Source organism: Sphaerochaeta sp. UBA5849 (genome assembly GCA_002432715.1).
Classification (GTDB): Bacteria; Spirochaetota; Spirochaetia; order Sphaerochaetales; family Sphaerochaetaceae; genus Sphaerochaeta.
In genome coordinates this window covers 20,782-40,407 of record DJGJ01000018.1, presented here as the reverse complement: position 1 = coordinate 40,407, position 19,626 = coordinate 20,782, and the positions used below count along the sequence as shown (strand labels likewise).

17 protein-coding genes are annotated in these 19,626 nt (G+C 51.4%); 11 read left to right on the top strand and 6 right to left on the bottom strand.

Going from position 1 to position 19,626, the window contains the following annotated elements; translation table 11 throughout:
• Together B3K89_RS02330 and B3K89_RS02325 are read right to left on the bottom strand one after the other, a co-directional pair.
• The coding region (locus B3K89_RS02330; RefSeq protein ID WP_345907018.1) for an LON peptidase substrate-binding domain-containing protein at positions 1 to 1,112 on the bottom strand (1,112 nt) is incomplete at its 3' end.
• An 86-nt stretch (positions 1,113 to 1,198) separates the two neighbouring features.
• The gene (locus B3K89_RS02325; RefSeq protein WP_298503357.1) at positions 1,199 to 1,840 is read right to left on the bottom strand and encodes a queuosine precursor transporter; all 642 of its coding nucleotides are present in this window, start codon (positions 1,838 to 1,840) and stop codon (positions 1,199 to 1,201) included.
• A 478-nt stretch (positions 1,841 to 2,318) separates the two neighbouring features.
• Here B3K89_RS02325 and arcC point away from each other — a divergent pair, with 478 nt between their 5' ends.
• Together arcC and B3K89_RS02315 are read left to right on the top strand one after the other, a co-directional pair.
• A complete protein-coding gene (gene arcC / locus B3K89_RS02320) occupies positions 2,319 to 3,263 on the top strand; it encodes a carbamate kinase (protein ID WP_293894849.1) in 945 nt (314 codons plus the stop codon).
• A 7-nt stretch (positions 3,264 to 3,270) separates the two neighbouring features.
• Positions 3,271 to 3,813: a hypothetical protein gene (locus B3K89_RS02315; protein ID WP_293894851.1), complete on the top strand. Its 543-nt coding sequence runs from the start codon at positions 3,271 to 3,273 to the stop codon at positions 3,811 to 3,813.
• Here the strand turns inward: B3K89_RS02315 and B3K89_RS02310 are convergent.
• Positions 3,769 to 5,043 carry a DUF4105 domain-containing protein gene (locus B3K89_RS02310; RefSeq protein WP_293894854.1) on the bottom strand — a complete coding sequence of 425 codons (1,275 nt, stop codon included), beginning with the start codon at positions 5,041 to 5,043 and terminating at the stop codon, positions 3,769 to 3,771. The two genes, B3K89_RS02315 and B3K89_RS02310, sit on opposite strands and share 45 nt — an antisense overlap.
• Positions 5,044 to 5,128: 85 nt before the next feature.
• Here B3K89_RS02310 and recO point away from each other — a divergent pair, with 85 nt between their 5' ends.
• The 9 genes from recO (at position 5,129) to B3K89_RS02265 (ending at position 13,873) form a co-directional block, all read left to right on the top strand.
• Positions 5,129 to 5,884, top strand: coding sequence for a DNA repair protein RecO (recO, locus tag B3K89_RS02305; RefSeq protein WP_293894857.1), 756 nt, complete (start codon positions 5,129 to 5,131; stop codon positions 5,882 to 5,884).
• Between the two features lie 30 nt (positions 5,885 to 5,914).
• The gene (gene recJ, locus B3K89_RS02300; RefSeq protein ID WP_293894860.1) at positions 5,915 to 8,044 is read left to right on the top strand and encodes a single-stranded-DNA-specific exonuclease RecJ; all 2,130 of its coding nucleotides are present in this window, start codon (positions 5,915 to 5,917) and stop codon (positions 8,042 to 8,044) included.
• A gap of 96 nt (positions 8,045 to 8,140) precedes the next feature.
• Positions 8,141 to 8,350: a 30S ribosomal protein S21 gene (gene rpsU / locus B3K89_RS02295; protein WP_293894863.1), complete on the top strand. Its 210-nt coding sequence runs from the start codon at positions 8,141 to 8,143 to the stop codon at positions 8,348 to 8,350.
• A gap of 243 nt (positions 8,351 to 8,593) precedes the next feature.
• The gene (locus tag B3K89_RS02290) at positions 8,594 to 9,478 is read left to right on the top strand and encodes an NAD(P)-dependent oxidoreductase (protein WP_293894866.1); all 885 of its coding nucleotides are present in this window, start codon (positions 8,594 to 8,596) and stop codon (positions 9,476 to 9,478) included.
• Positions 9,478 to 10,560 (top strand): 3-phosphoserine/phosphohydroxythreonine transaminase, encoded by a 1,083-nt coding sequence (gene serC / locus B3K89_RS02285; RefSeq protein ID WP_293894869.1) that lies wholly within the window; start codon positions 9,478 to 9,480, stop codon positions 10,558 to 10,560. The genes B3K89_RS02290 and serC overlap by 1 nt, the downstream gene beginning before the upstream one ends.
• A gap of 6 nt (positions 10,561 to 10,566) precedes the next feature.
• Positions 10,567 to 11,022 carry an Lrp/AsnC family transcriptional regulator gene (locus tag B3K89_RS02280; protein WP_293894871.1) on the top strand — a complete coding sequence of 152 codons (456 nt, stop codon included), beginning with the start codon at positions 10,567 to 10,569 and terminating at the stop codon, positions 11,020 to 11,022.
• Positions 11,023 to 11,172: 150 nt separating this feature from the next.
• Entirely contained in the window at positions 11,173 to 12,165 is a 993-nt protein-coding gene (locus tag B3K89_RS02275) for a dihydroorotate dehydrogenase-like protein (protein ID WP_293894873.1), read from the top strand.
• A gap of 3 nt (positions 12,166 to 12,168) precedes the next feature.
• Positions 12,169 to 13,302 (top strand): 1-acyl-sn-glycerol-3-phosphate acyltransferase, encoded by a 1,134-nt coding sequence (locus B3K89_RS02270; protein WP_293894875.1) that lies wholly within the window; start codon positions 12,169 to 12,171, stop codon positions 13,300 to 13,302.
• The gene (locus B3K89_RS02265; protein WP_345907010.1) at positions 13,286 to 13,873 is read left to right on the top strand and encodes a hypothetical protein; all 588 of its coding nucleotides are present in this window, start codon (positions 13,286 to 13,288) and stop codon (positions 13,871 to 13,873) included. Before B3K89_RS02270 ends, B3K89_RS02265 begins: the two co-directional genes overlap by 17 nt.
• Here B3K89_RS02265 and mutL read toward each other — a convergent pair.
• The 3 genes from mutL to B3K89_RS02250 are packed head-to-tail and all read right to left on the bottom strand — an operon-like array spanning position 13,870 to position 19,606.
• A complete protein-coding gene (gene mutL, locus B3K89_RS02260; RefSeq protein ID WP_345907009.1) occupies positions 13,870 to 15,636 on the bottom strand; it encodes a DNA mismatch repair endonuclease MutL in 1,767 nt (588 codons plus the stop codon). The two genes, B3K89_RS02265 and mutL, sit on opposite strands and share 4 nt — an antisense overlap.
• Before the next feature lie 38 nt (positions 15,637 to 15,674).
• Entirely contained in the window at positions 15,675 to 18,161 is a 2,487-nt protein-coding gene (locus tag B3K89_RS02255; RefSeq protein ID WP_345907008.1) for a hypothetical protein, read from the bottom strand.
• A 20-nt stretch (positions 18,162 to 18,181) separates the two neighbouring features.
• Positions 18,182 to 19,606, bottom strand: coding sequence for a hypothetical protein (locus B3K89_RS02250; RefSeq protein ID WP_345907007.1), 1,425 nt, complete (start codon positions 19,604 to 19,606; stop codon positions 18,182 to 18,184).
• Between the last annotated feature and the right edge of the window lie 20 nt (positions 19,607 to 19,626).

Sequence of the window (19,626 nt, the reverse complement as noted above, 5' to 3'; positions counted from 1 at the left end):
GTCTTTCCGACTCCGGGAGGGCCGACCAAGCAGATGATGGAACCCTTGGTGTCCTGCTTTTTCTTGCGCACGGCCAAAAATTCGAGAATTCGGTCCTTGACGTCCTTCATCCCGTAATGGTCCCGCTCAAGAATCTTTCGGGCGCTGTCGATGCTGAAGTTCTCCGGCTTCGGCTCCTTCCAAGGAAGATCGCTGATGATCTCCAAGTAGGTGCGGCTGATGGAGTACTCAGGACTGGACGGATCCATCGCCTCCAGGCGGCTCATCTCGCGGTCGACGGTCTCCTGGGCTTCAGCTGAAAGCGGAAGACCCTTGAACTTGGCCTTGAGCCGGTTGATCAACTCAATCTTGGGGTTGGTTGACAGACCGAGCTCCTGTTGGATGGATTTAAGCTCCTCGCGCAAGAAGTACTCGCGCTGGTTCTTCTCGATCTTCTGGTTCACCCTTGCCTGGATTTTTGCCTGCACTTGGGCGATGTTCTGCTCGTTCTTGATGAATACAAGCACTTTCTCGATGCGCCTGCGCACCACCAGCGTTTCCAGGATGTCCTGCTGTTGTTTGCGTTCGACATTCAGGATGCTTGCGATGAAATCGGCAAGCTTGCCTGGATGATCGATGTTGACCATGTTCAGCCGCATCTCCTCACTGAAGATTTGGTTGTTTTTGGTGAGCATTTTCATTTCGGAAAGCAGAAGCCTGGTCCATGCCCGCAGCTCCTCCGGCTCATCCTCGATGTCCTCGAGGTATTGCACCTCGGCCACAAGGTAAGGCCCGCTGGGATAGTACTGCTTGGTCTCAAAGCGCTTCAGCGTCGAGATGAATATGCTGATGCCCCCGTCGGGGAGCTTGATTTTCTTGACAATCTTGGCAACGGTTCCCACAGTATACAGATTCTCATGGGAGTATTCTTCACTATCATTCTCCTCCTTGACGAGGAGCAAGCCCAGAAAACCACCATGCTTGATGGCCTGGTTGACGATTTCCACATCCTGGTTATCGGTGATCATCAACGGGGTAAACAGTCCGGGAAACACAGGGTTTCCGGTTACTGGGAGAATAAATAAATTATTGGGAAGCAGTTGCTCGATTGGCATCAGTTCCTGTTCAGACATAGCGCCTCCATATGACAAATACATTCGGGCACATAATCCATGCGCCCGAACTAAAGGTAATCAAACTTTCTCCTAAAGGAAAGTGCCTACTTCTCTTTGGACAGCCACGTAACCCCAAGGTAGCAGAACGGGGTATCCAGAAGGGCGAATGCAACCTTGAAAAGCCAGTAGGGGATGATCAGGCTGAAGACAAACGCAGCGGTGAATTTTGGTGTTGTCCGATAAAATGCAATAAACATGAAAATTACGGTGTCGATGAATTGGCTGGTGATGGTGCTGAGGTTGTTTCTCAGCCAAAGCAGCTTTCCGTTGCTCATTTTCTTGAATAGCAAAAAGATATTTACATCGATTGTTTGGCTGATGGAAAAGCTTATCAGCGAGGCAAGGCTCATCCGCATGCTCATTCCGAATATCTGCCTGTACTCGTCCTGCAAATCCCAGCTTGGATGCGGCGCGACTTGTACGAACAGCGCTGTAGAGATGAAAAGAATGACCAACATGAAAATGGAGTAGTGGACGAACAAGGTTGCATGGTCGTGTCCTTTCACCTCGCCGACTATGTCTGTGATCAAAAAGAGCACCGGCATGAAGAAAATACCGACAGAAACTCGTACACCGAACAGGCTGATGATCTTGCTGCCGACTGTGTTGACCAATACCATGCCTGTTATGTAAAGAGCGAAGAGAAAGAGCTCTTTTTTATTCATTCCTGTTGTCACCTTATCCATGCTGTCCTCACTTGGCGCAAGTGTAGCAAAAAGCATTCAGAGGGTCAAATAGGAAGCAATTTTCTCAGTTTTCCACTGTCTCGAATAGGAAGATGCATGGAAGAAGCTGATCAGTCTCTCGTAGAGCATTTCGGGCTTAAGGATACTCGAAATACCTTACCTCGTCTGCCATCAGGAAACCGGTGACCGCCACCTTGAAATTCTCAAAGGTTGCATGAAGAGCCTTTTTTATTATATCAAATAAATATGAAAATTGAACAATAAAATGGGGTATAAATCAAAAAACGTATAGTAAGCATATTTCAGGGTAGAGAAAAAGGTAAAGCATCTCCCATTCTCTGCGAGCTGCTTTTGGATCTGGATAAATTTCAACCAATTTTCCCTGGAAAGAGCACAGGGAAATATGTTGCATTTTGTTGCAGTCGTGCTATGATGCAGATACGGATGAATCGTCTCTGAACACAAGGAAGGAATCTTTATGGATAGCAAACTTATTGTAATAGCCATCGGCGGGAACTCTCTGATCGAGGACCCAAAACATGTAACCGTTGAAGCCCAATATGAGGCTGCACGGAAGACGGCGGCACATATCGCAAAATTGGTCAAGGCAGGACACAGGGTGGTCATCACCCATGGCAACGGACCCCAGGTGGGCTTCATCCTTCTCAGGGCGGAGTTCGCCCGCTCCATCCTGCATTCAGTCCCCTTGGACAGCTGTGTTGCCGATACCCAGGGAGCCATCGGCTATCAACTGCAGATGGCCCTGAAGAATGAGTTTGCCAAAATAGGCTTGAAAGACGAGGTTGCAACGGTGGTGACCCAGGTGGAGGTGAGCGACAACGATCCCTCCTTCGGCAAGCCGACCAAGCCGATCGGGTCCTTCATGACCAAGGATGATGCCGACTACCACAGCCAACATGATGGTTGGGTGTGCGTCGAGGATGCCGGTCGTGGCTATCGCAGGGTTGTAGCCAGCCCCAAGCCGAAGGCCATCGTCGAGATTGAAACGATCAGGATACTGCTTGACAACAAGGTCATCGTGATCGCAGGCGGTGGTGGTGGAATCCCGGTGGTGCGCGATGAGCAGGGAATGCTCAGCGGCAGGGAAGCGGTCATCGACAAGGATCTTGCAGCCGCCCTGATGGCAAAGCAGTTGAATGCCGACTTGTTCGTAATTTCCACAGCGGTGGAGAAAGTCTGTCTGAATTACGGAAAACCCAACCAGAAGACCTTGGATACCATTACGATAGAGGAAGCCGAGCGGTATATTGCAGAAGGGCACTTCGCACCCGGCAGCATGTTGCCGAAAGTCCAGGCCATCGTCGATTTTGTTCGCTCCACCGGCAATGAAGGCTTGATCACCGATCCCGCCAACTTGTACGGAGCTCTCTACGAAGGAAAAGGTACGAAGATTGTCCGCTAGGCAACCCATGTTTCCCAACCTCCGCAGTGCAGTGATCAGCATTGCGGTGGTTGTGGTTCTGATTATATTTGCAGTGGTTGCAATAGACCGGAGCAACGTCAACCGTCTTGGACGATACGAGAAGCAGGCGCTTGCCGAGCTGAAGAACGTTGAGTCGCATCTTGCTCTCCGCCAGGATTATGCGACTACGCTCTGTGCAATGCTTGAGCAGAAGGGCCATGCAGCAGAGCTTGCAGGCTTGATAGCCCTTGCCGAACAGGCTCGTACGGCAAGCGAGATAAGTGAAACCTATCTGGCAATGGATACCGTTCTCGCCTTGTTGCAGAAAGAGCTCTTTGCCGATGCAGCCTATCGTACCTATGCGCCGTATTTTGAGAAAATGTATGAAGAGGAGCTGCTTTTAGCCGAGGCGTTGCTCTCTTATCATGCAAAAGCCGAGTACTTCAATCGGCAGAAGCATGCCTTTCCGGCTGTGTTGGTTGCCAATCGCCTGGAGATGGAGGACCTACCGATCTTTACGGTTTCGGCGGCCCTGAAAGGACGACCCTAGCAGATAGACGGGAAGCAGGACAGCCATGGTCCGCAGGTTGTCCTGCAGGGCGAAGGCGGGTGCCAGAAACTTGAGGCCGAGCAGGACAATCATGATGACAGAGCAATAGGCCAAAAGCCTGGAGCTCTGCTTTTTTTGGACCAAAAACTTGAAAGCAACGACAAAAAGCAGGGGATTCAGAAAGAGGATGTTCTCATTGAAGTAGGTCATGTCCATGTCGGAGAAGAGCATCATGAAGAGCAATAGCAATCCAAGCACTCCAAGACCAAGGAAGACAAGCCCCAGCAGGATTCGCTTGATGGATGGGAGTTTGCGTCCGAGGATGAAAAGCAGCAGTGCGAAAACGAAGCCGAAGAGCGCGTAGGCCCAGTCGTAGTCGACCAGCTCCTCCTTGACGGTGAAGCGCACATCCATTGTAGCGGTATCCTGAAGCACCTGCTCCTCGGCGGCCAGTCTTGTTCCGTCGGGGTAGGAGAAATCCAGTACCGCCTGATGAAGTTTTTCAGGCAGGAACAACTCTTCATACCGGTTGAGCCGGGTATCGATGATTCTGCTTTGCAGGGTGTCGAGCACCCAGAAGAGGGCCGGGCTGTGGATCATGTACTGTGCGGTCAACTGGCGATAACTGCCCTGTCCCGGTTCCTGTTCCGCCCATTCACGGAAAGCCCCCAAGGTTGCAAAGTCGATGATATCCCTGATTCTGGTCGCACAGTTGTCATAATAAAAATGATAGAGATAGGTGCTGTATTCATTTGTTATATGTTTCTGCAGGAAACTGATAAGGGCGAATTTTGCTTCTCTGCTGAGATTGAGCTCTACCAGGCGGACGTCGCGGACTTCGTCGATCGCCTCTTGGATACGCCAGGCGGCTTCACTGGCCACAACGTAGTAATACATCCGGCCGCGGGCGAAATTCAGATAAAAATGTTCCTGTTCGTAATCGAATATCCCCCAGTCATACATGATCTTGGTACCGGATGGCTGCTTGACAATCAAGGCGGAGTGGCCGAACCAGGCATACAGCGGGTCGCCCGGTCCTACTGTCAAGAGGGATACCGAGGTATTGTCGACCCATTCTTCTTGATTGGCGGCCAGACTTTGCGAAAAATCTATCTTGGAAAGTTCCTTTGTGCTGTCAAAGGGCTGCTCCACCTGCCGGGGATGTATACTGTAGGCCGACAGCGCCACCATGCAAAACAGCAGCCAAAGGCTGAGGAATGTCCGTTTCATTGCAGTCAGCATAGCACAGAGATGCATTACTTCCAACCAGTTGATTTTTTGCCCTCTTCCTTCTACTCTAGTTGGTGGAGGGCCCATGGAGCGCAACGTATCGTCTTTGGCTATTGTTTTGCACAGTCAGCGGTACGGTCAGCTGAATCGACGACTGAAGTTGTTGAGTGTGGACTTCGGAATCATCGATGTTGTCAGCTATGGAGCTCGAAAATCCTTGAAATCGGTAAAGGCCGAGGTATTCTCCGATGGACAGTTTTTCCTGTATTATAATCCGGTAAAGAAGGATTACACGCTCAAGGATGCCCAAATCATTGCCACCCACGACGATATTCGAAAAGATTTGGTTAGCACCTACAGCGCCCTCTTTTTCTGCGAATTGCTGCTCAGGACCAACGGTGGGGAGAGTGCGGAGGAGTATCAACTGCTCAGTACCGCTTTGGACTTACTTTCAGGGCTTCCCTTGTACACTGACCGGATTCTCATCCAGTTCATCCATCGGTTGACTGATCTGCTTGGTCTGCGCACCGATTTGACCAGTTGCCCTATTTGTGAGCGGGAATATGGACCGCAAGAGGTGATTTCTTTCTCATCCTCGCTCTCTTGTCCCTGCTGCAGCCGATGTGCTTCCCTGGAGTCGAATATGTTGCTGCCCCCGGGTGCCCGCCGCTATCTCGTGGTTACCTCCCCCATGGGGTATGAGGAGAGTGTGCAGGTACCGCTCAGTCCGACTGCCGCCAGCCGTATCAAGAACTACCTGCTCAGGTATGCTCAGATCATTGCCGGCGGAGCGCTGAAAACCTTGTCTGCGGGCATCCTGCAAACAGCGGTGGATCTATGATTGGAAAAATAAAAGAAAGGTTGTATATACATGGTTTGGAAAAAGTTACCCGTCAGCGCGCAGGAGATGCGACGCTTGCATGAGCAGTACGGACTGGATGTACTGAGTGCCTCCATTCTGGCAAGAAGAGGTCAGACATCCAGCGAACAAGTAAAGTTTTTTTTGGAGCAGGAGCTTACCTATTTGCACAACCCCTTCCTCTTCGATGACATGGAAGAGGTGGTCGACCGCATCAATGAAGCGGTTGCAGAAGGGGAGAAGGTGTGCGTCATCGGAGATCGCGATGTGGATGGTATTACCAGCACTGCATTGTTGGTCCAGGAACTGAGGAGCATGGGTCTGGATGTTTCCTATCAGCTGCCCGAAGGTGACGATCCGTATGGCATGACTCTCTCTGGCGTTGACAAGGCTCATGAAGACAAGGTCACGTTGATGATCACCGTCGATTGCGGCATTTCCAATTTTGCGGAGATTGCCCATGCCCACAGCCTCGGCATCGATACGATCGTCCTTGATCATCACATCAGCGGTAATACCTTGCCGCCTGCCTTGGCCATCATCGATCCCAAAATGCCTGGTTCCGGATACCCTTTCGAGCATCTGGCCGGTTGTGGTGTCGTAGCCAAGGTGATTTGGGCATTGCGTTTCAGCCAGACGGATTTCTATCGTGAGGAGTGCCTTCTGCTGCATGCCCAGCCCGGACACGACACGATCATCATTCAGGCGATGCGCATTCAGAACCTCCTGGTCATCGACCGGGTGATCGAGGAGGTCAATCCAGGCCTGATCTCTGTGTCGCAGAGCAAGGTTCTCTCCTTCCTCTCCTGCGGCCTTCCCATCCTGGTGCTCGATGCCCAAGCCGAACTTGTCCAGCTCAAGCAGGCTTTCGGCAAGAAGGTGGATATGCATCTGGTGGAAATGCGGCCTCAGATGGAAGCTGTGATGCCGGTGATGAAGAACAAGGGCTTGTTCGCCCTCTCCAATCTGAGCAGGGCCATCAAATACTCTTCGTTCGGACGTGATGAACTGCAGGTGCTCTATACCTTGTTTATTGCCTACTGTATGAAGCGGTATCCCAGCTTGGACAGCGACTATGAGTCGATTCTAGACTTGGTCGCCATCGGGACCGTTGCCGACCTGATGCCGATGGAGGATGAGAACCGCATCCTCGTCAAACGGGGACTGAAGGTGCTGACGCAAGGCCGGAGAGAGTCCTTGCTGCCGCTGTTCTCCATGCAGAACCTGCTTGGCAAACAGCTTTCAACCAGTGATATCTCCTGGCAGATCAGCCCGGTGATCAATGCCTCGGGAAGGATGGGAAAGCCGTCGGTTGCATTGGAGATGATGCTCAGCACCGATCCAGGCCAAGCCGAAGAGCTGGCCGGCCAACTGCTGCGGCTCAACAAGGAGCGTCAGAAGCTCGGGGAGGACGCTTGGACTCGATTGCTTTCGATGGCTAAGGAGAGCTTCGAAGCTAGCGGATCCAAGCTGGTGGTGGTTGAGGATTCAACGCTCTCGCGCGGTATAACCGGAGTGATGGCAAGCCGCCTGCTCAAGCAGTTCAACGCTCCCGCCATTGTACTGGCGACGGTCGGGGAGGAGCGGGTCAGCGCCTCCATGCGAAGCCCGGACTCGTTCAATGCCCGTGAATTTCTCAGCAGATTCAGTGATTTATTTCTTGATTACGGCGGACATGCCTGTGCAGGCGGTTTTTCCATGGATGTCTCTCAGCTTAAGGTTTTCAAGCAGAGAGTCATGGATGAGATCGATACCATGGACTGCCTGCCTGAAGAGGTGGAGGAGGTCACCATCGACTGCACGCTGCCTGAAGCCTATATGACTCCCGATATCATCAAGGTGGTTGAGTTTTTCGAGCCGTACGGAGAGAAGAACCCACCTTTGGTGTTGCTGATGGAAGGAGCAGTCATTGAAAACATCCAAGTCATGAATAACAAGAACGGCTCGGTGCAACATGTGAAGATGACCCTTGCCTTCGGCCAGTACAAATGGCCGGCGCTCTACTGGAGTGCCGCCGACCGTATCGGCAAGGATTTCGATGTGGGAACGGCTGTGGATATCGTCTTCAGGTTGGGAAGAAACTACTTCAGGAATCAGGAATCCTTGCAGATAACAATAATTGACCTGAAGCCTACAGCATGAAGAGCGTGTGTACTTGACACAGAGCCCTTGTTTCGGGCACTCTAATGCAGGTGAAAATGAACCCAGTAATCGGGAAGGGGGGTGATTAATTAATATATGGCATACGTAAAAGTAGACGACAATGAACCTCTTGAAAAGTCGATCAAGCGTTTTAAGCGCATGGTTGAGAAAGAAGGCATCATCCGTGAATGGAAAAAGCGGGAGTACTTTGAAAAGCCCTCCACCATCCTTAACAGGAAGAAGAAAGCTCTTGCTCGCAAGCAGATGAAGAAGGTGCGCAAGCTCCATGGCTCAAAAGGCTTATAATGGATAGGTCAACCGCCGGTCTCCGGCGGTTTTCTCATTCTTGGGATGTTCAACCATCAAATTTTACTCTGGCACTCTATCAATTCTTCCTATCCGGAAACATTTACCCCTAATTTTTATTAATACGTCATATTTTGTAAAATAAATTAGACAAAATGCATATTTTTGGTGTACACTTACTCCAGACAAATGTTCAAGGGGTCCATGCCCCTTGGCAAACCGCAAAGAGAGGAAAGTAACGCCATGCTAATTCTGATTTCTGATGCCTTTGATGCTTCACTTCCACAAAAGCTCAAGCCGTTCGGCGAAGTTACTACGGACAAGAACCGTCTGGGTGAGGCTCATGTCGTGCTGGTGCGCAGCAAAACCAAGTGCACCAAAGAGTATATCGACCAAGCGCCGAATCTGAAGTTGATCATTCGTGGTGGAGTCGGGATCGACAACATTGACAAGGCCTATGCAGAAAGCAAGGGGATCATTGTTCGCAACACTCCCAAATCTTCTGCGATTGCCGTAGCGGAACTTGCATTCGCCCTGATGTTGAGCACCCCGAACAATCTGGTTGCCTACCACAATGGCATGAAGAGCGGCCAATGGCTTAAGGACCTCAAACGCACCGAGCTGTACGGAAAGACTCTCTGCCTTTTTGGCATCGGCAATATTGCTTCCAAGGTTGCCGAACGTGCAAAGGCTTTCGGCATGACTGTCGTGGCGTATGACAAGTATGTCTCTTCCTCTCCTCTGGCCCGCATGGTTCCCACTGCTGAGGAAGCGGTAGCCGATGCAGATTACATCTCGTTGCACCTTCCCTTGACCGATGAGACTCGGGGCATGGTGAACGAGAAACTGATCTCCCACTGCAAAAAGCAACCAGTGGTCATCAACACCGGAAGGGCTCTGTGTGTGGATGCCGCCGACATGGTTGCAGCCCTTGAGAAGGGAACTGTCGCTTGGTACTGCACCGATGTGTATCCTACCGACCCCCCTGCTGAAGACTACCCGATTCTCAAGGCAGAGCACGTGACGCTCACCCCGCATGCCGGTGCCAATAGTGAAGAGAACCTCGGCCGTATCAGCGATGAGGTATGTGAAATCATGGATGAGTTGAAGAAGGGAGGAAAAATCTGATGGAACGCAAAAAGAATTATTTTGCAGGCCCCTCGGTAATGCCGGTGGAGGTGTTGGAGAAGCTTCGTGACCAAATGGTTGAATACAACGGCCAAGGGTTGTCCATGATAGAAGCAAGTCACCGCGGTGGCATGTTCGAGGATATGTACGATGAGTGCCTTGCCCTTTTCAAGGAGTTGCTTGGCATCAGCGACGAGTACGATGTCTATTTCCTCGGCGGCGGCGCGACGCTGCAGTTCACCATGATTCCGATGAACTTCCTCCGCCCCGGGACTGTAGCCGATTACATCAGAAGCGGTACCTGGTCCAACAAGGCTGCCGATGATGCTGCAAAGCTTGGCAACGTGAACTATTACTATGACGGCAAGGCCAACAAGTATACATCGCTTCCCGATCCGAAGACCGTCAAGCCGAGCAAGGATTCCAGCTATCTCTATCTCTGCTCGAATGAGACCATCGGGGGCATCGAGTGGCAGGACTGGCCGGATACCGGCTCTGTTCCTCTCATTGCCGATATGTCCAGTGATATTTTCAGTCGGCCGGTTCCCGTGGATAAGTTTTCCATGATTTATGGCGGTGTCCAGAAGAATCTTGGTCCTGCAGGAGCTACTTTCATCATCATGAAGAAATCCATGCTTGAGAGACAGAACACCAATCTCACTGCATATATGGACTATAGTCTGCACAGCAAGGAGAAGGGGCTCTACAACACTCCACCTGTTTTCGCCATCTGGGCCGTGAAGCTCGTTCTTGAGTGGATCAAGGCAAATGGAGGCACCGTCGGCATGCAAAAGCGCGCTGACCAAAAGAGCAAGCTTATCTATGATGTCATCGACTCCTCTTCCTTCTTCCATAGCCCGGTCGATCCTGCTTTCCGCTCGAAGATGAACCTTGTGTTCCGTCTGCCCAGTGAAGAGCTGGAAGAGAAATTCCTTGGGGAAGCCAAGAAGCTGGGGATGCTTGGACTGAAGGGCCACCGATCCGTTGGAGGGTTGCGTGCAAGCCTGTACAATGCACTGCCTGTAGAGGATGCAGTAGCGCTTGCTCAGTTCATGAAGGACTTCGAAAGGAAAAATGGGTGATAAGACATGAAAGTAAAGATGGACGAGACGAACAAGGCGATTATCAGACAGCTGTGTGATGGGCGAAAACCGTTCAGTGCCATCGCTGAAGAGCTGAGCATCACAGAGAATACCGTTCGCTCACGGGTCAATAAATTGATTGATGAGGGGGTGCTCCAGATATCCGGCCTGATCAACCCTGAAACCATTCCGGGGCTTCAGGTCGTGATGATGGGCGTGAAACTAAAAACACTGGATCTGGAACGGAAAGCCAAGGAGTTTTCTGAACTGCGAGGCGTCATCTCTGCTGCCGTGGTTACCGGTCGCTACGATCTTATCGTCCAATTGGTGCTCAGCGAGGAAGAGGGCTTGAGCCTGCTCGATTTTTTCAAGTTTGAACTTGATAAGATCAGCGAAATTTCCGAAGTTGAAACCTTTGTTGTCTATCAATCCCATAATTTCAAGATTCCCTATATCCTGTAGATGGGTGTACCTTTTCGTGTGGGTGTCCTTCGGGCACCCATTTTTTATGCTCGGATGCCAAGTTGACTGGAGAAAAAGTCATATTCATGGTATAGTTGTTCCGACTGTGCCGGAGGGCACTGCTTAGTTGTACGAGTTGAGGAGAAAAGCATGGCAGACCTGTCTACATCATATCTTGGATTAAAACTGAAGAACCCCCTTATTGCAGGAAGCAGCCCCCTGACCGCGTCGTTGGACAACCTCAAGCGCTGTGAAGACGCAGGTCTCTCCGCTGTGGTTTTAAAATCCATTTTTGAGGAACAGATCGAATTGGACAGCGACTCTGCCGTTGACGGGGCGCAAGACTACCTGGCCCATGCTGATGCGTACGGCTTTGTAAAGAGTGCAAGCATGGAGCGTCATATCGATGCATATCTGACCCTGCTTGAAGACGCAAAACAGGCATTGGAGATTCCTGTGATCGCATCCATCAACTGTCGCCAGAGCGGCAGCTGGATTGAATATGCCAATCGCTTCGCCGCCTGCGGCGCCGATGCCATCGAGCTCAACCACTATGTGGTTGCCGCCGATGTGGAGGTCGATGGTGCGGCCATTGAGAAAGAGTATTTCTCTCTGGTCAAGGCCGCCCGAAAGCAGATCAAGCTTCCGTTGAGCCTGAAGATGGGGCCTGCCTTTTCATCCCTTGCAAACATGCTCCGCCGTTTCGACGAACTTTCCATCGATGGAGTGGTTCTCTTCAATAGATTCTACAGCCCCGACATCGATATTGAAAAACTCTCCTTGGTGCCAGCCCACATGCTCAGCAGCAAGGATGAATATGCACTTTCTCTGAGGTGGACCGCATTGATGAGCGACGAGGTTCGCTACGATATTTGCGCATCCACAGGTATTCATAGCGGCAGTACTGTAGTCAAGCAGTTGCTTGCCGGGGCCAAGGCCGTTCAGCTGTGCTCGGTGCTTCTCAAACAGGGACTCTCTGCGGTAGCCAAAATAGAGTCGGAGCTTGCACAATGGATGGATTCACACTCCTACTCCATGATTTCTGACTTCAATGGAAAACTCGCACAGGAGCGTATGCCCGATCCAGCCAAGTGGGAACGCGTGCAGTATATGAAGTCAATTCTGGATGCACAAAAGGGTTGAGCCATGGAAATTACCAAGTATAAGGATATCGCTCCCTACCGGGGGCAGGATGTCCGCGACGCCATAACTCGCATTCTGGAGAACAAGGATGCCATTTATAAGATTCTGGCATCGCTGGGGCCTGCCGAAACCGCCGAGCAACAGAAAAAGCTTGCCCAAAGCGCGGCGTATATTGCCGGGATTCTGGAAAAAGTCGAAACCTACGATGATTTTCAGCGGCATATCGCCGCAGGTATTTTTTTACCTGCAATCATCCAAAAGAGTATGCATGCGTTTACCTATAGTGGTACCGAGCATACCAAAAAGGATACTTCCTACTTGTTCATGAGCAATCATCGGGATATCGTGCTTGACTGCGCCTTGATCGACATGGCTCTGCTCCAAGGCGACCGTATGCTGTGCGAGATGGCTATCGGAGACAATCTGCTGACCAATCAGTTTATCACCGATCTCTTCAAGCTCAACGGCGGGGTGACTGTCAAAAGAACTCTTCCCATGCGTGAGAAGTATCTGGAGTCCATCCGCTTGAGCTCCTACTTTGTTGAATTGATCACTGAGGAGAACAAGTCCATCTGGGTCGCCCAGAAAAGCGGTCGTGCCAAAGATGGACTTGATGTCACCACACCTGCCATCATAAAAATGTTGCATCTCTCCCAGAAATCGAAGGGTCGAAGGTTCAGTGACGTGGTGAACAGCTGCCGCATCGTTCCCGTGGCTGTAAGTTATGAATATGATCCATGCGATCTCCTTAAGGCGGGAGAGGAAGTTGCACGCATAAAAAGCGGTGAACACACCAAGAAACGATATGAGGACCTCATCTCCATCTCCCGGGGGATGAAAGGATACAAGGGCAACGTACACATCGCCTTCGGCAAGCCCCTGCAAGGCGACTTTGAGAATTCCGACCAGGTTGCCCGGCTAATCGACCGGCAAATCCACCAGCTCTATAAGCTGTGGCCAACCAATTTGTTTGCCTATGACTATCTGGAGGGTACTGACATGTTTGCCCCGTCGTATCAGGATTTCGATAGTGAGGCCTTCCTCTATCGGTTCAAGGGTGCACGGGAGGATGTCAGACTCTACGCGCTCAATGCATATGCGAATCCGGTGCGGTCCTTCCTTGCCACACAGGCATAGTGCTGTATTTCTCCTGCTGCTGCTCCTCCTGCTTGCTTCCTGCAGCAGGGAGGAGCTTGCGCTGGTAGACCTGCAAACAAACGTAGCGATTCACGTCTATCCAGCAGAGGGCAGGAAGGAGCAGCTTTTGACGCTTGTGTTCACCCTGACAGGACAGCCGGCTGAGAAACAGGTTCATGTCGTTGCCGGCAATCAGAAAAGCTCCTGGGTGGTGAAGGCCCGCTCAGACGAGAGAAGCACCTATACCATCGGTCCGCTTTCGATGGGCAGTGATGTGCTGCTTCCCAAAGGTCAATGGAGCCTCTCGATTCTCAGTAGTGACGGGCAGACACTCGAAGAGGTCTTTGTAGTCGACTATCCGACCTTCAAGGAACTGGTTGCGTATGATAAGGCGACCCATACACTCACCCTTGCGACAGCAGGAGCCCTGCTGAGCCTGTATGACAGAGGCGGCGCCCTGATTTCCACCCACCAGCTGGAACCCGACTCTGATTTCTTCATTGATGAGACAGCCGAAACAGCCGTGGTGTATGTAGAAAAACAAAACGCCACGTATACCATCACCCGCTAGATGCGCTGGACTGCCTTCATCAGCTCTTCCTTGCTCAGTCGTACTACGAACGTCCTGCCGTGAGGGCAGGTGGGCTCATCGAGCTGGAATACCTTGGTCAAGAGAGAAATCGCCATCATTCGGTCGATGCTGTCACCTGCCTTGATCGCAGCATGACAGGCAACCACTGCATAGAGACCTTTCTCAACTTCCTGGCTGTCACCGGTGGTTTTCTGAATGAAGGCTATCAGCTGTGATTCGATGTTCCGGTACAAGGCAGGGAGGGCCGTGATCTGCCAAAGCAGGTCCTCGGTCCGCTCCAACTTGATGCCAAGATTCAAATAGACATCCTGGCTTTCCAACAAGTAGGCATCCACATCCCGTTCCACCTCGAAGGAGAGGGGAATCATCAACTGTTGGACGTTTTTCTTCTCCCTTACCTCATCAAAAATCAGACGCTCATGGGCTGCATGCTGGTCGACCAGGTAGAGGTCATCCTTCTTCTGGGCAACCAGAAAGAGGTTGAATGCCTGACCGAGGTAGACAAATTCCTGGTCGTCTTCCTGTTGTGCCCAGATATCCTCACGCTCGGTACTTCGTGAAGACTTCATGTCAAGCAGCTCCCGCGCTTTCTGGAACCAATCGCTGTCAGGAGGGGCTTTCTGCGGGACAGCCTCATACCGACCCGAACGTTCAGCGGCTTGGTGGGTTTGATGCGAACTCGGTCTTTCTTGGTAAATCGGAGCAAGCAAGGGAGCGTCTTCCACTTCCAACTCTTGTTTCACCATTCGCGGGATGGTTCGCTTGATCTGGCTTGCGATCATGCTCACCACCTGGTGGTGAATCTCCGCCTTGTTGCGCAGCTTTACTTCACGCTTGGTGGGGTGGATGTTGAAATCGACCAAGGTGGGATCGACATTGATGAAGAGATAGCAGTAGGGAAACGACCCTCCTGCAAGCAACTCACCATAGCCGTAGGTGACCGCCTGCACCAATGAGTACTCTTCGACCGGCCGATTGTTCACATAGATTTTGATGTATGATCGATCACTTCTCGACAGGGCGGGGGAGGAACAGACGGCATACAAATCGAAGCGGCCTGCTGTATCATACAGCTCCAGCATCTCCGACGGGACAATATTCTGATTGAGGGAAAGGACGTCCAAGACCCGCTGTTTTCTCGTTGTTGGAACCAGGTCGACCCGGACAGTCTGGTCGCTGATGAAGCGAAAGGCGCGGTCGGGGAAAGCCAGGGCCTTTTCCAGGAGAACCGATCTTGCCATGGCGGCCTCCGTGGAAGGACGCTTGAGAAACTGCCGCCTGGCTGGAAGTTCCTTGAACAGCCCTTGCACGGTTACCATGGTACCGGTACGAGGACCACCGGGAAGCACTGCTTCCTTTTTTCCGTTGTCTATGGTGATTTGATACGGGTCGCTGCCTTGATAGCTGCTTGCAATGGTGATTCTCGATACTGCTGCTATACTGTACAACGCTTCACCGCGGAAGCCCATGCTCTTGATATGGTACAAATCATCAAGTTCGCGCACCTTGCTGGTTGCGTGGCTTTCACACAGCAGCGGAAGGTCTTCGCGTTCTATGCCTTCGCCGTCATCGATGACCATGATCTGTTCAAGCCCCCCCTCGGTTACGCTTGCAAGAATGGTTTTGCCACCTGCATCAAGGGCGTTGTCCAAGAGTTCCCGCATTACCGAGGCTGGTCGTTCAATAACCTCACCGGCAGCAATTCGTTGGGCTACCAAAGGGTCGAGTAGTTGTATCTTCATAGCAAGACTCTATCACAGAAGATGTACAAGCGCAAAAGCTAGAAGGCCTTATCCAGCTGTATTCTTGCTGTAACACTCACAACCGGTACCGTATACGCGGTACTTGAAGCAGGGTAGGCTGCCTTTGCCATGAGGTTGAGGACACCAAAATCATATCCTGCATAGAGGTAACTGGTCGCATAGGTGCCAACGAAAAGATTGGTAAGCGACTGTGGATCCGCTATGACCTCCCTGATCGTTTCAAAGAGTCCGAAGTTTGCAAGTCCGAGTCCGAACGCAAACTTCTTGATCTTGATCCCCAACGAGAGCTGGCTATAGTCGGCGTTCTGGCCTCCTGTCAGCTTTGCAAGAGTGAAATTGTTGGTGAACGGTACATTGAGCAAGGCTTTTGCCTCAAACTTCGAACCCTCATACCTGATGTCGGCAAGTATATCGAATGCTGATGCATAGGTTGTGTCGATGCCTGTGTAGGCAAAGTCATTGACAAGCAGATTATGGTTCTTTCCATCGTTCACAGAAGCGAGAATCTTGGCGTTAAACTGGTTGCGTTTGACTGAAAAACCTGCTCCCAAAGAGTAATTGGGGAAGAATGTAGCAAGCGACGTATCAATAAACTGGTCGGCATCGATGACGGGATACACCGGCAAATATCCATGTGCTTGCACAATGGCACTGAACCGGGTGGTTCTGGTATTGATGATAGGGAAGCGGAAACTCAGCAAGGGATAGAGATCAACCGACCAAGCGGGAGAATTCTCCACCTTTGCAAGGCCGCCGAGGGCGATGGTAAGGGGATACCCTCTTGATGGGGTGAAATGCAGGATTGATGAACCGAATTGGGCACGGTTTGCAAGAAGATTGGCTAGATACAAATCATCAAAAGCTGTGATCAAGGTGAAGGGGCCGGCTATGATTTGGTTTTGCAGAACCAGCTTGTCGCTCTGTCCGAATTGGGCTGCGGTAAAACTGGCCATGTCACTGACGAGGCTTCGATTGTGGTCGAGTGTCAGATAGAAGCCGGATGTGCTATAGCCGATCCTCAACTGATCGAGAAATGAGAAAGCATAGCTGATACGGGCCAGAGTTGAGCTCGGCAGGGGATTCGTATTGCTGGTAAAGGTGGCAAAGTCCTGAGTCTGCACATACGACTGCAAAGAGATGCTGAAGGGTCCTTTGGCATAAAACGGCTTGAGCGTCAAGCGATGGCTCATGGCGTCGGAGTTGGTCTCATCAAACTGGAACCGATAGTCGGCGACTATTCCAAAGGAGCCTTGCAGACGGCTTGCCTCGGAGGAGGTGAAGAGGCTGGTCGTACTGATGGAAGCGGAAGAGGAGGTGACGCTAGGTTCACTTGCCGTTTCTTGAGCAACAACGGCTTGTTCCAGCTCTTCACTCTGCTTTGACTCGATGGGGATGGTAAAGGCCAAATCGAGCTGCTCGTTCAAGGCTGCTACCGTCAATTCGGGTTGCACATCCAAAGGAATCGAAACATCGAGCAATTGGGTCTCGCTTGTCTGCTGGACGATTGCTGCCTCGTCCTTTTCAGATACCACCTTTGCTGCAGAGGGAATGGGCGGAACAGCAACCGTGGTTGTCACTTGAACAGCAGAGGGTATCTCTGGAACCATCGGACGAATCGTGACAATAATTCGGGAAGAGGGGGCTTTGAGAATCCTGGAAGTAATGGTCCTGACTTTCTCTGGTACCGGTATCTTTTTGACTTCGACCGAGATCACCTGCACCTCTTGGGGGATGTACGGCTCCTGTCGGGCGACAGTCAGACTGGTAACAGGCTCGGCCAGCGGCACCGTCACGACTTTCTCCACCTGCCTCTGGTCGATCACCAATTCAGCGGATTTTGCTTTGGGGGCCAGAGGGGTAGGTGCAATGATTGGCTTTGAAAGATCTTGGACTATTTGCTTGGCGAGCATCATATCCGGATAGGTTGCATAGGTCAGGTAATACCCGATTTCTATGGGTTCGGGCCGGGCACTCTGCTCTTGCATGAATAGTTTGTCGAATGGACGAATCGTCCTGGTGAAGCCTGTCAATGCGTTGTATGAGGATACTTTGCCGGAAAAAGCAGTGACACTCTCCTCGTCCTCGGTGGTGATGACCAGCATCTCCCCATCCCCTTCGAGACGGTGACGCGATACAGGGGTGGAGACGGTAAGAACCCCATGTTCCATGGCATTGGTATTGAAGGTGGCCTTTCCCGATACGAGATAGAGATCGGAAGTTTGGCTGCTCAAGTTGCCGGTGATCAACAAGGAGTCTTCATAGACATTGATCGTCCCACGGGGGGTGATGATGAGAATGGGTGTGTCCGGGTTCTGGATGATCCAGCCCACTCCGATTTTGCTGGCATTTTCGCTGGTCGGATCAAGCCGGTTGCCTTGGCTGTCAAAGAGCTTCAGGGCGCCGATGTCACCATCACCGATGAAGACTGAATCATCAGCATACAGGTTACCGATGAGGCAGGCGGCCAAGAGAAGCAGACCAACATGCTTGCATAACCGATTCATATACACTCCCTACACTGAAGTTACAGGATGGATATCCTCACTGCAGTATCTAACGTATAGGTTGCATGGGCTTGTTCATCGAAGAAGATGCTCAGCCCAAGGTCGAAAGAGTACGGTTTGACTTTGACTACTGCAGAGGCTGAAAGTATGACATTCTTGAGAGTCTGCAAGCCTTCAAGGAACCGTTCTCCTGTAGTGGTAGGATAAAGCTTTTCATAGCTCAAGTCTAGGGAAACAATATTGAATAGGCGCTTGTCTATGCGTGCATTTGCAAGAAAACGGTAATCGTGATAATCGCCGTAAGAATAATTGCTTACCATTTTTGCCCTGAGATATACACCTTCCCTGACAAAGTTCAGGCCGAACATTGCATCCAGGCGGGTGGTACCCTCCTCTATGACCAGTTCGTCAAGATCTTCCGCACTGCGACTCTCAAAATCGGAGGAGAAGTACTCTGCATAATACCTGCCAAAAAACGGAACCGTCACACTTGCATTGAAGATGAAAAAGCTTTTGGTATGTCCCCACAACCCATAGCGATAGGCGAACGCCGGCTGGCTCTCCTCACGATCGGGGGTTTGGGCGATGAAATCGGTGAAAAAGTCGGCGTTGAACCAGTTCCAGGTTATGACAGGCAGGGAGATGTCCAAAGCAACAAGCTTGCGTCCCAACAGTTGTCCTTCTTGCTCCTCAGGCGACGCGGGGCTTTGGGCGAAGGAGAGACCTATCTGCAGGGCGGCGACGGACTCATACTCAGGATACCCTCCCAAGGGTCTGGAAAATATTCTCCAGGCAGTGAGGGTGGGATTGAATACGTCGTTGGTGATGAACTCAAATCCTGCATTCGGGATACCGAGCAACATTGCGTCAACCATGAGCTCCAGACCCGGCCGGCTGCTGCGAGCCGATACGCTGCGGTCGAAGTAGCCGTTGACCAATGCACCATCACCGAGCGTGATACCCAGTAGTTTGCCGAACCGTACATACAGAGAATCATAGCGTTCCCCATACTGGATTGTACGGATGAACCGGCTGTAGTGCTTGAACACATCGATCGTATAGTCACCAAGACTCTCCCCCTCATCTCGTGCGGGAGCTTCCCAATCGGAGAAATCCAATGCCAAGCCGAACGGTTCGGTTTCATACGAACCCTTGATTTTTACATCGAACTGGAAGGTAAACTTGCCGATGCTGAAGTCCGGCATATAGGAGAGGGCGAAGAAACCATCGCTGGTGGCCATACCCTCGAGCAAGCCGGTCGAACTCTCAGTTCCGGCGATCGGCCAAGAACCTTCTGTGGTGGAGTATGAAGAGGTCTGAGCATCTGGTTCGACAGGTTGCTGCGACTGCTCTGGGGGCATGACAAAATCACCCTCGCTTTCAGCACTCAAAGGGAGGGTTGCAAGCAGGATCATCAGTAGAAGCAGACCAAGACGTCTTGGCAATCTGTCACCCCTCCTTCCTA

What these genes read in the sequence shown, in the direction of transcription:
- B3K89_RS02325 (WP_298503357.1), bottom strand. Translation starts at nt 1,840, where the DNA reads ATGGATAAGGTGACAACAGGAATGAATAAAAAAGAGCTCTTTCTCTTC.
- arcC (WP_293894849.1), top strand. Translation starts at nt 2,319, where the DNA reads ATGGATAGCAAACTTATTGTAATAGCCATCGGCGGGAACTCTCTGATC.
- B3K89_RS02315 (WP_293894851.1), top strand. Translation starts at nt 3,271, where the DNA reads ATGTTTCCCAACCTCCGCAGTGCAGTGATCAGCATTGCGGTGGTTGTG.
- B3K89_RS02310 (WP_293894854.1), bottom strand. Translation starts at nt 5,043, where the DNA reads ATGAAACGGACATTCCTCAGCCTTTGGCTGCTGTTTTGCATGGTGGCG.
- recO (WP_293894857.1), top strand. Translation starts at nt 5,129, where the DNA reads ATGGAGCGCAACGTATCGTCTTTGGCTATTGTTTTGCACAGTCAGCGG.
- recJ (WP_293894860.1), top strand. Translation starts at nt 5,915, where the DNA reads ATGGTTTGGAAAAAGTTACCCGTCAGCGCGCAGGAGATGCGACGCTTG.
- rpsU (WP_293894863.1), top strand. Translation starts at nt 8,141, where the DNA reads ATGGCATACGTAAAAGTAGACGACAATGAACCTCTTGAAAAGTCGATC.
- B3K89_RS02290 (WP_293894866.1), top strand. Translation starts at nt 8,594, where the DNA reads ATGCTAATTCTGATTTCTGATGCCTTTGATGCTTCACTTCCACAAAAG.
- serC (WP_293894869.1), top strand. Translation starts at nt 9,478, where the DNA reads ATGGAACGCAAAAAGAATTATTTTGCAGGCCCCTCGGTAATGCCGGTG.
- B3K89_RS02280 (WP_293894871.1), top strand. Translation starts at nt 10,567, where the DNA reads ATGAAAGTAAAGATGGACGAGACGAACAAGGCGATTATCAGACAGCTG.
- B3K89_RS02275 (WP_293894873.1), top strand. Translation starts at nt 11,173, where the DNA reads ATGGCAGACCTGTCTACATCATATCTTGGATTAAAACTGAAGAACCCC.
- B3K89_RS02270 (WP_293894875.1), top strand. Translation starts at nt 12,169, where the DNA reads ATGGAAATTACCAAGTATAAGGATATCGCTCCCTACCGGGGGCAGGAT.
- mutL (WP_345907009.1), bottom strand. Translation starts at nt 15,636, where the DNA reads ATGAAGATACAACTACTCGACCCTTTGGTAGCCCAACGAATTGCTGCC.
- B3K89_RS02255 (WP_345907008.1), bottom strand. Translation starts at nt 18,161, where the DNA reads ATGAATCGGTTATGCAAGCATGTTGGTCTGCTTCTCTTGGCCGCCTGC.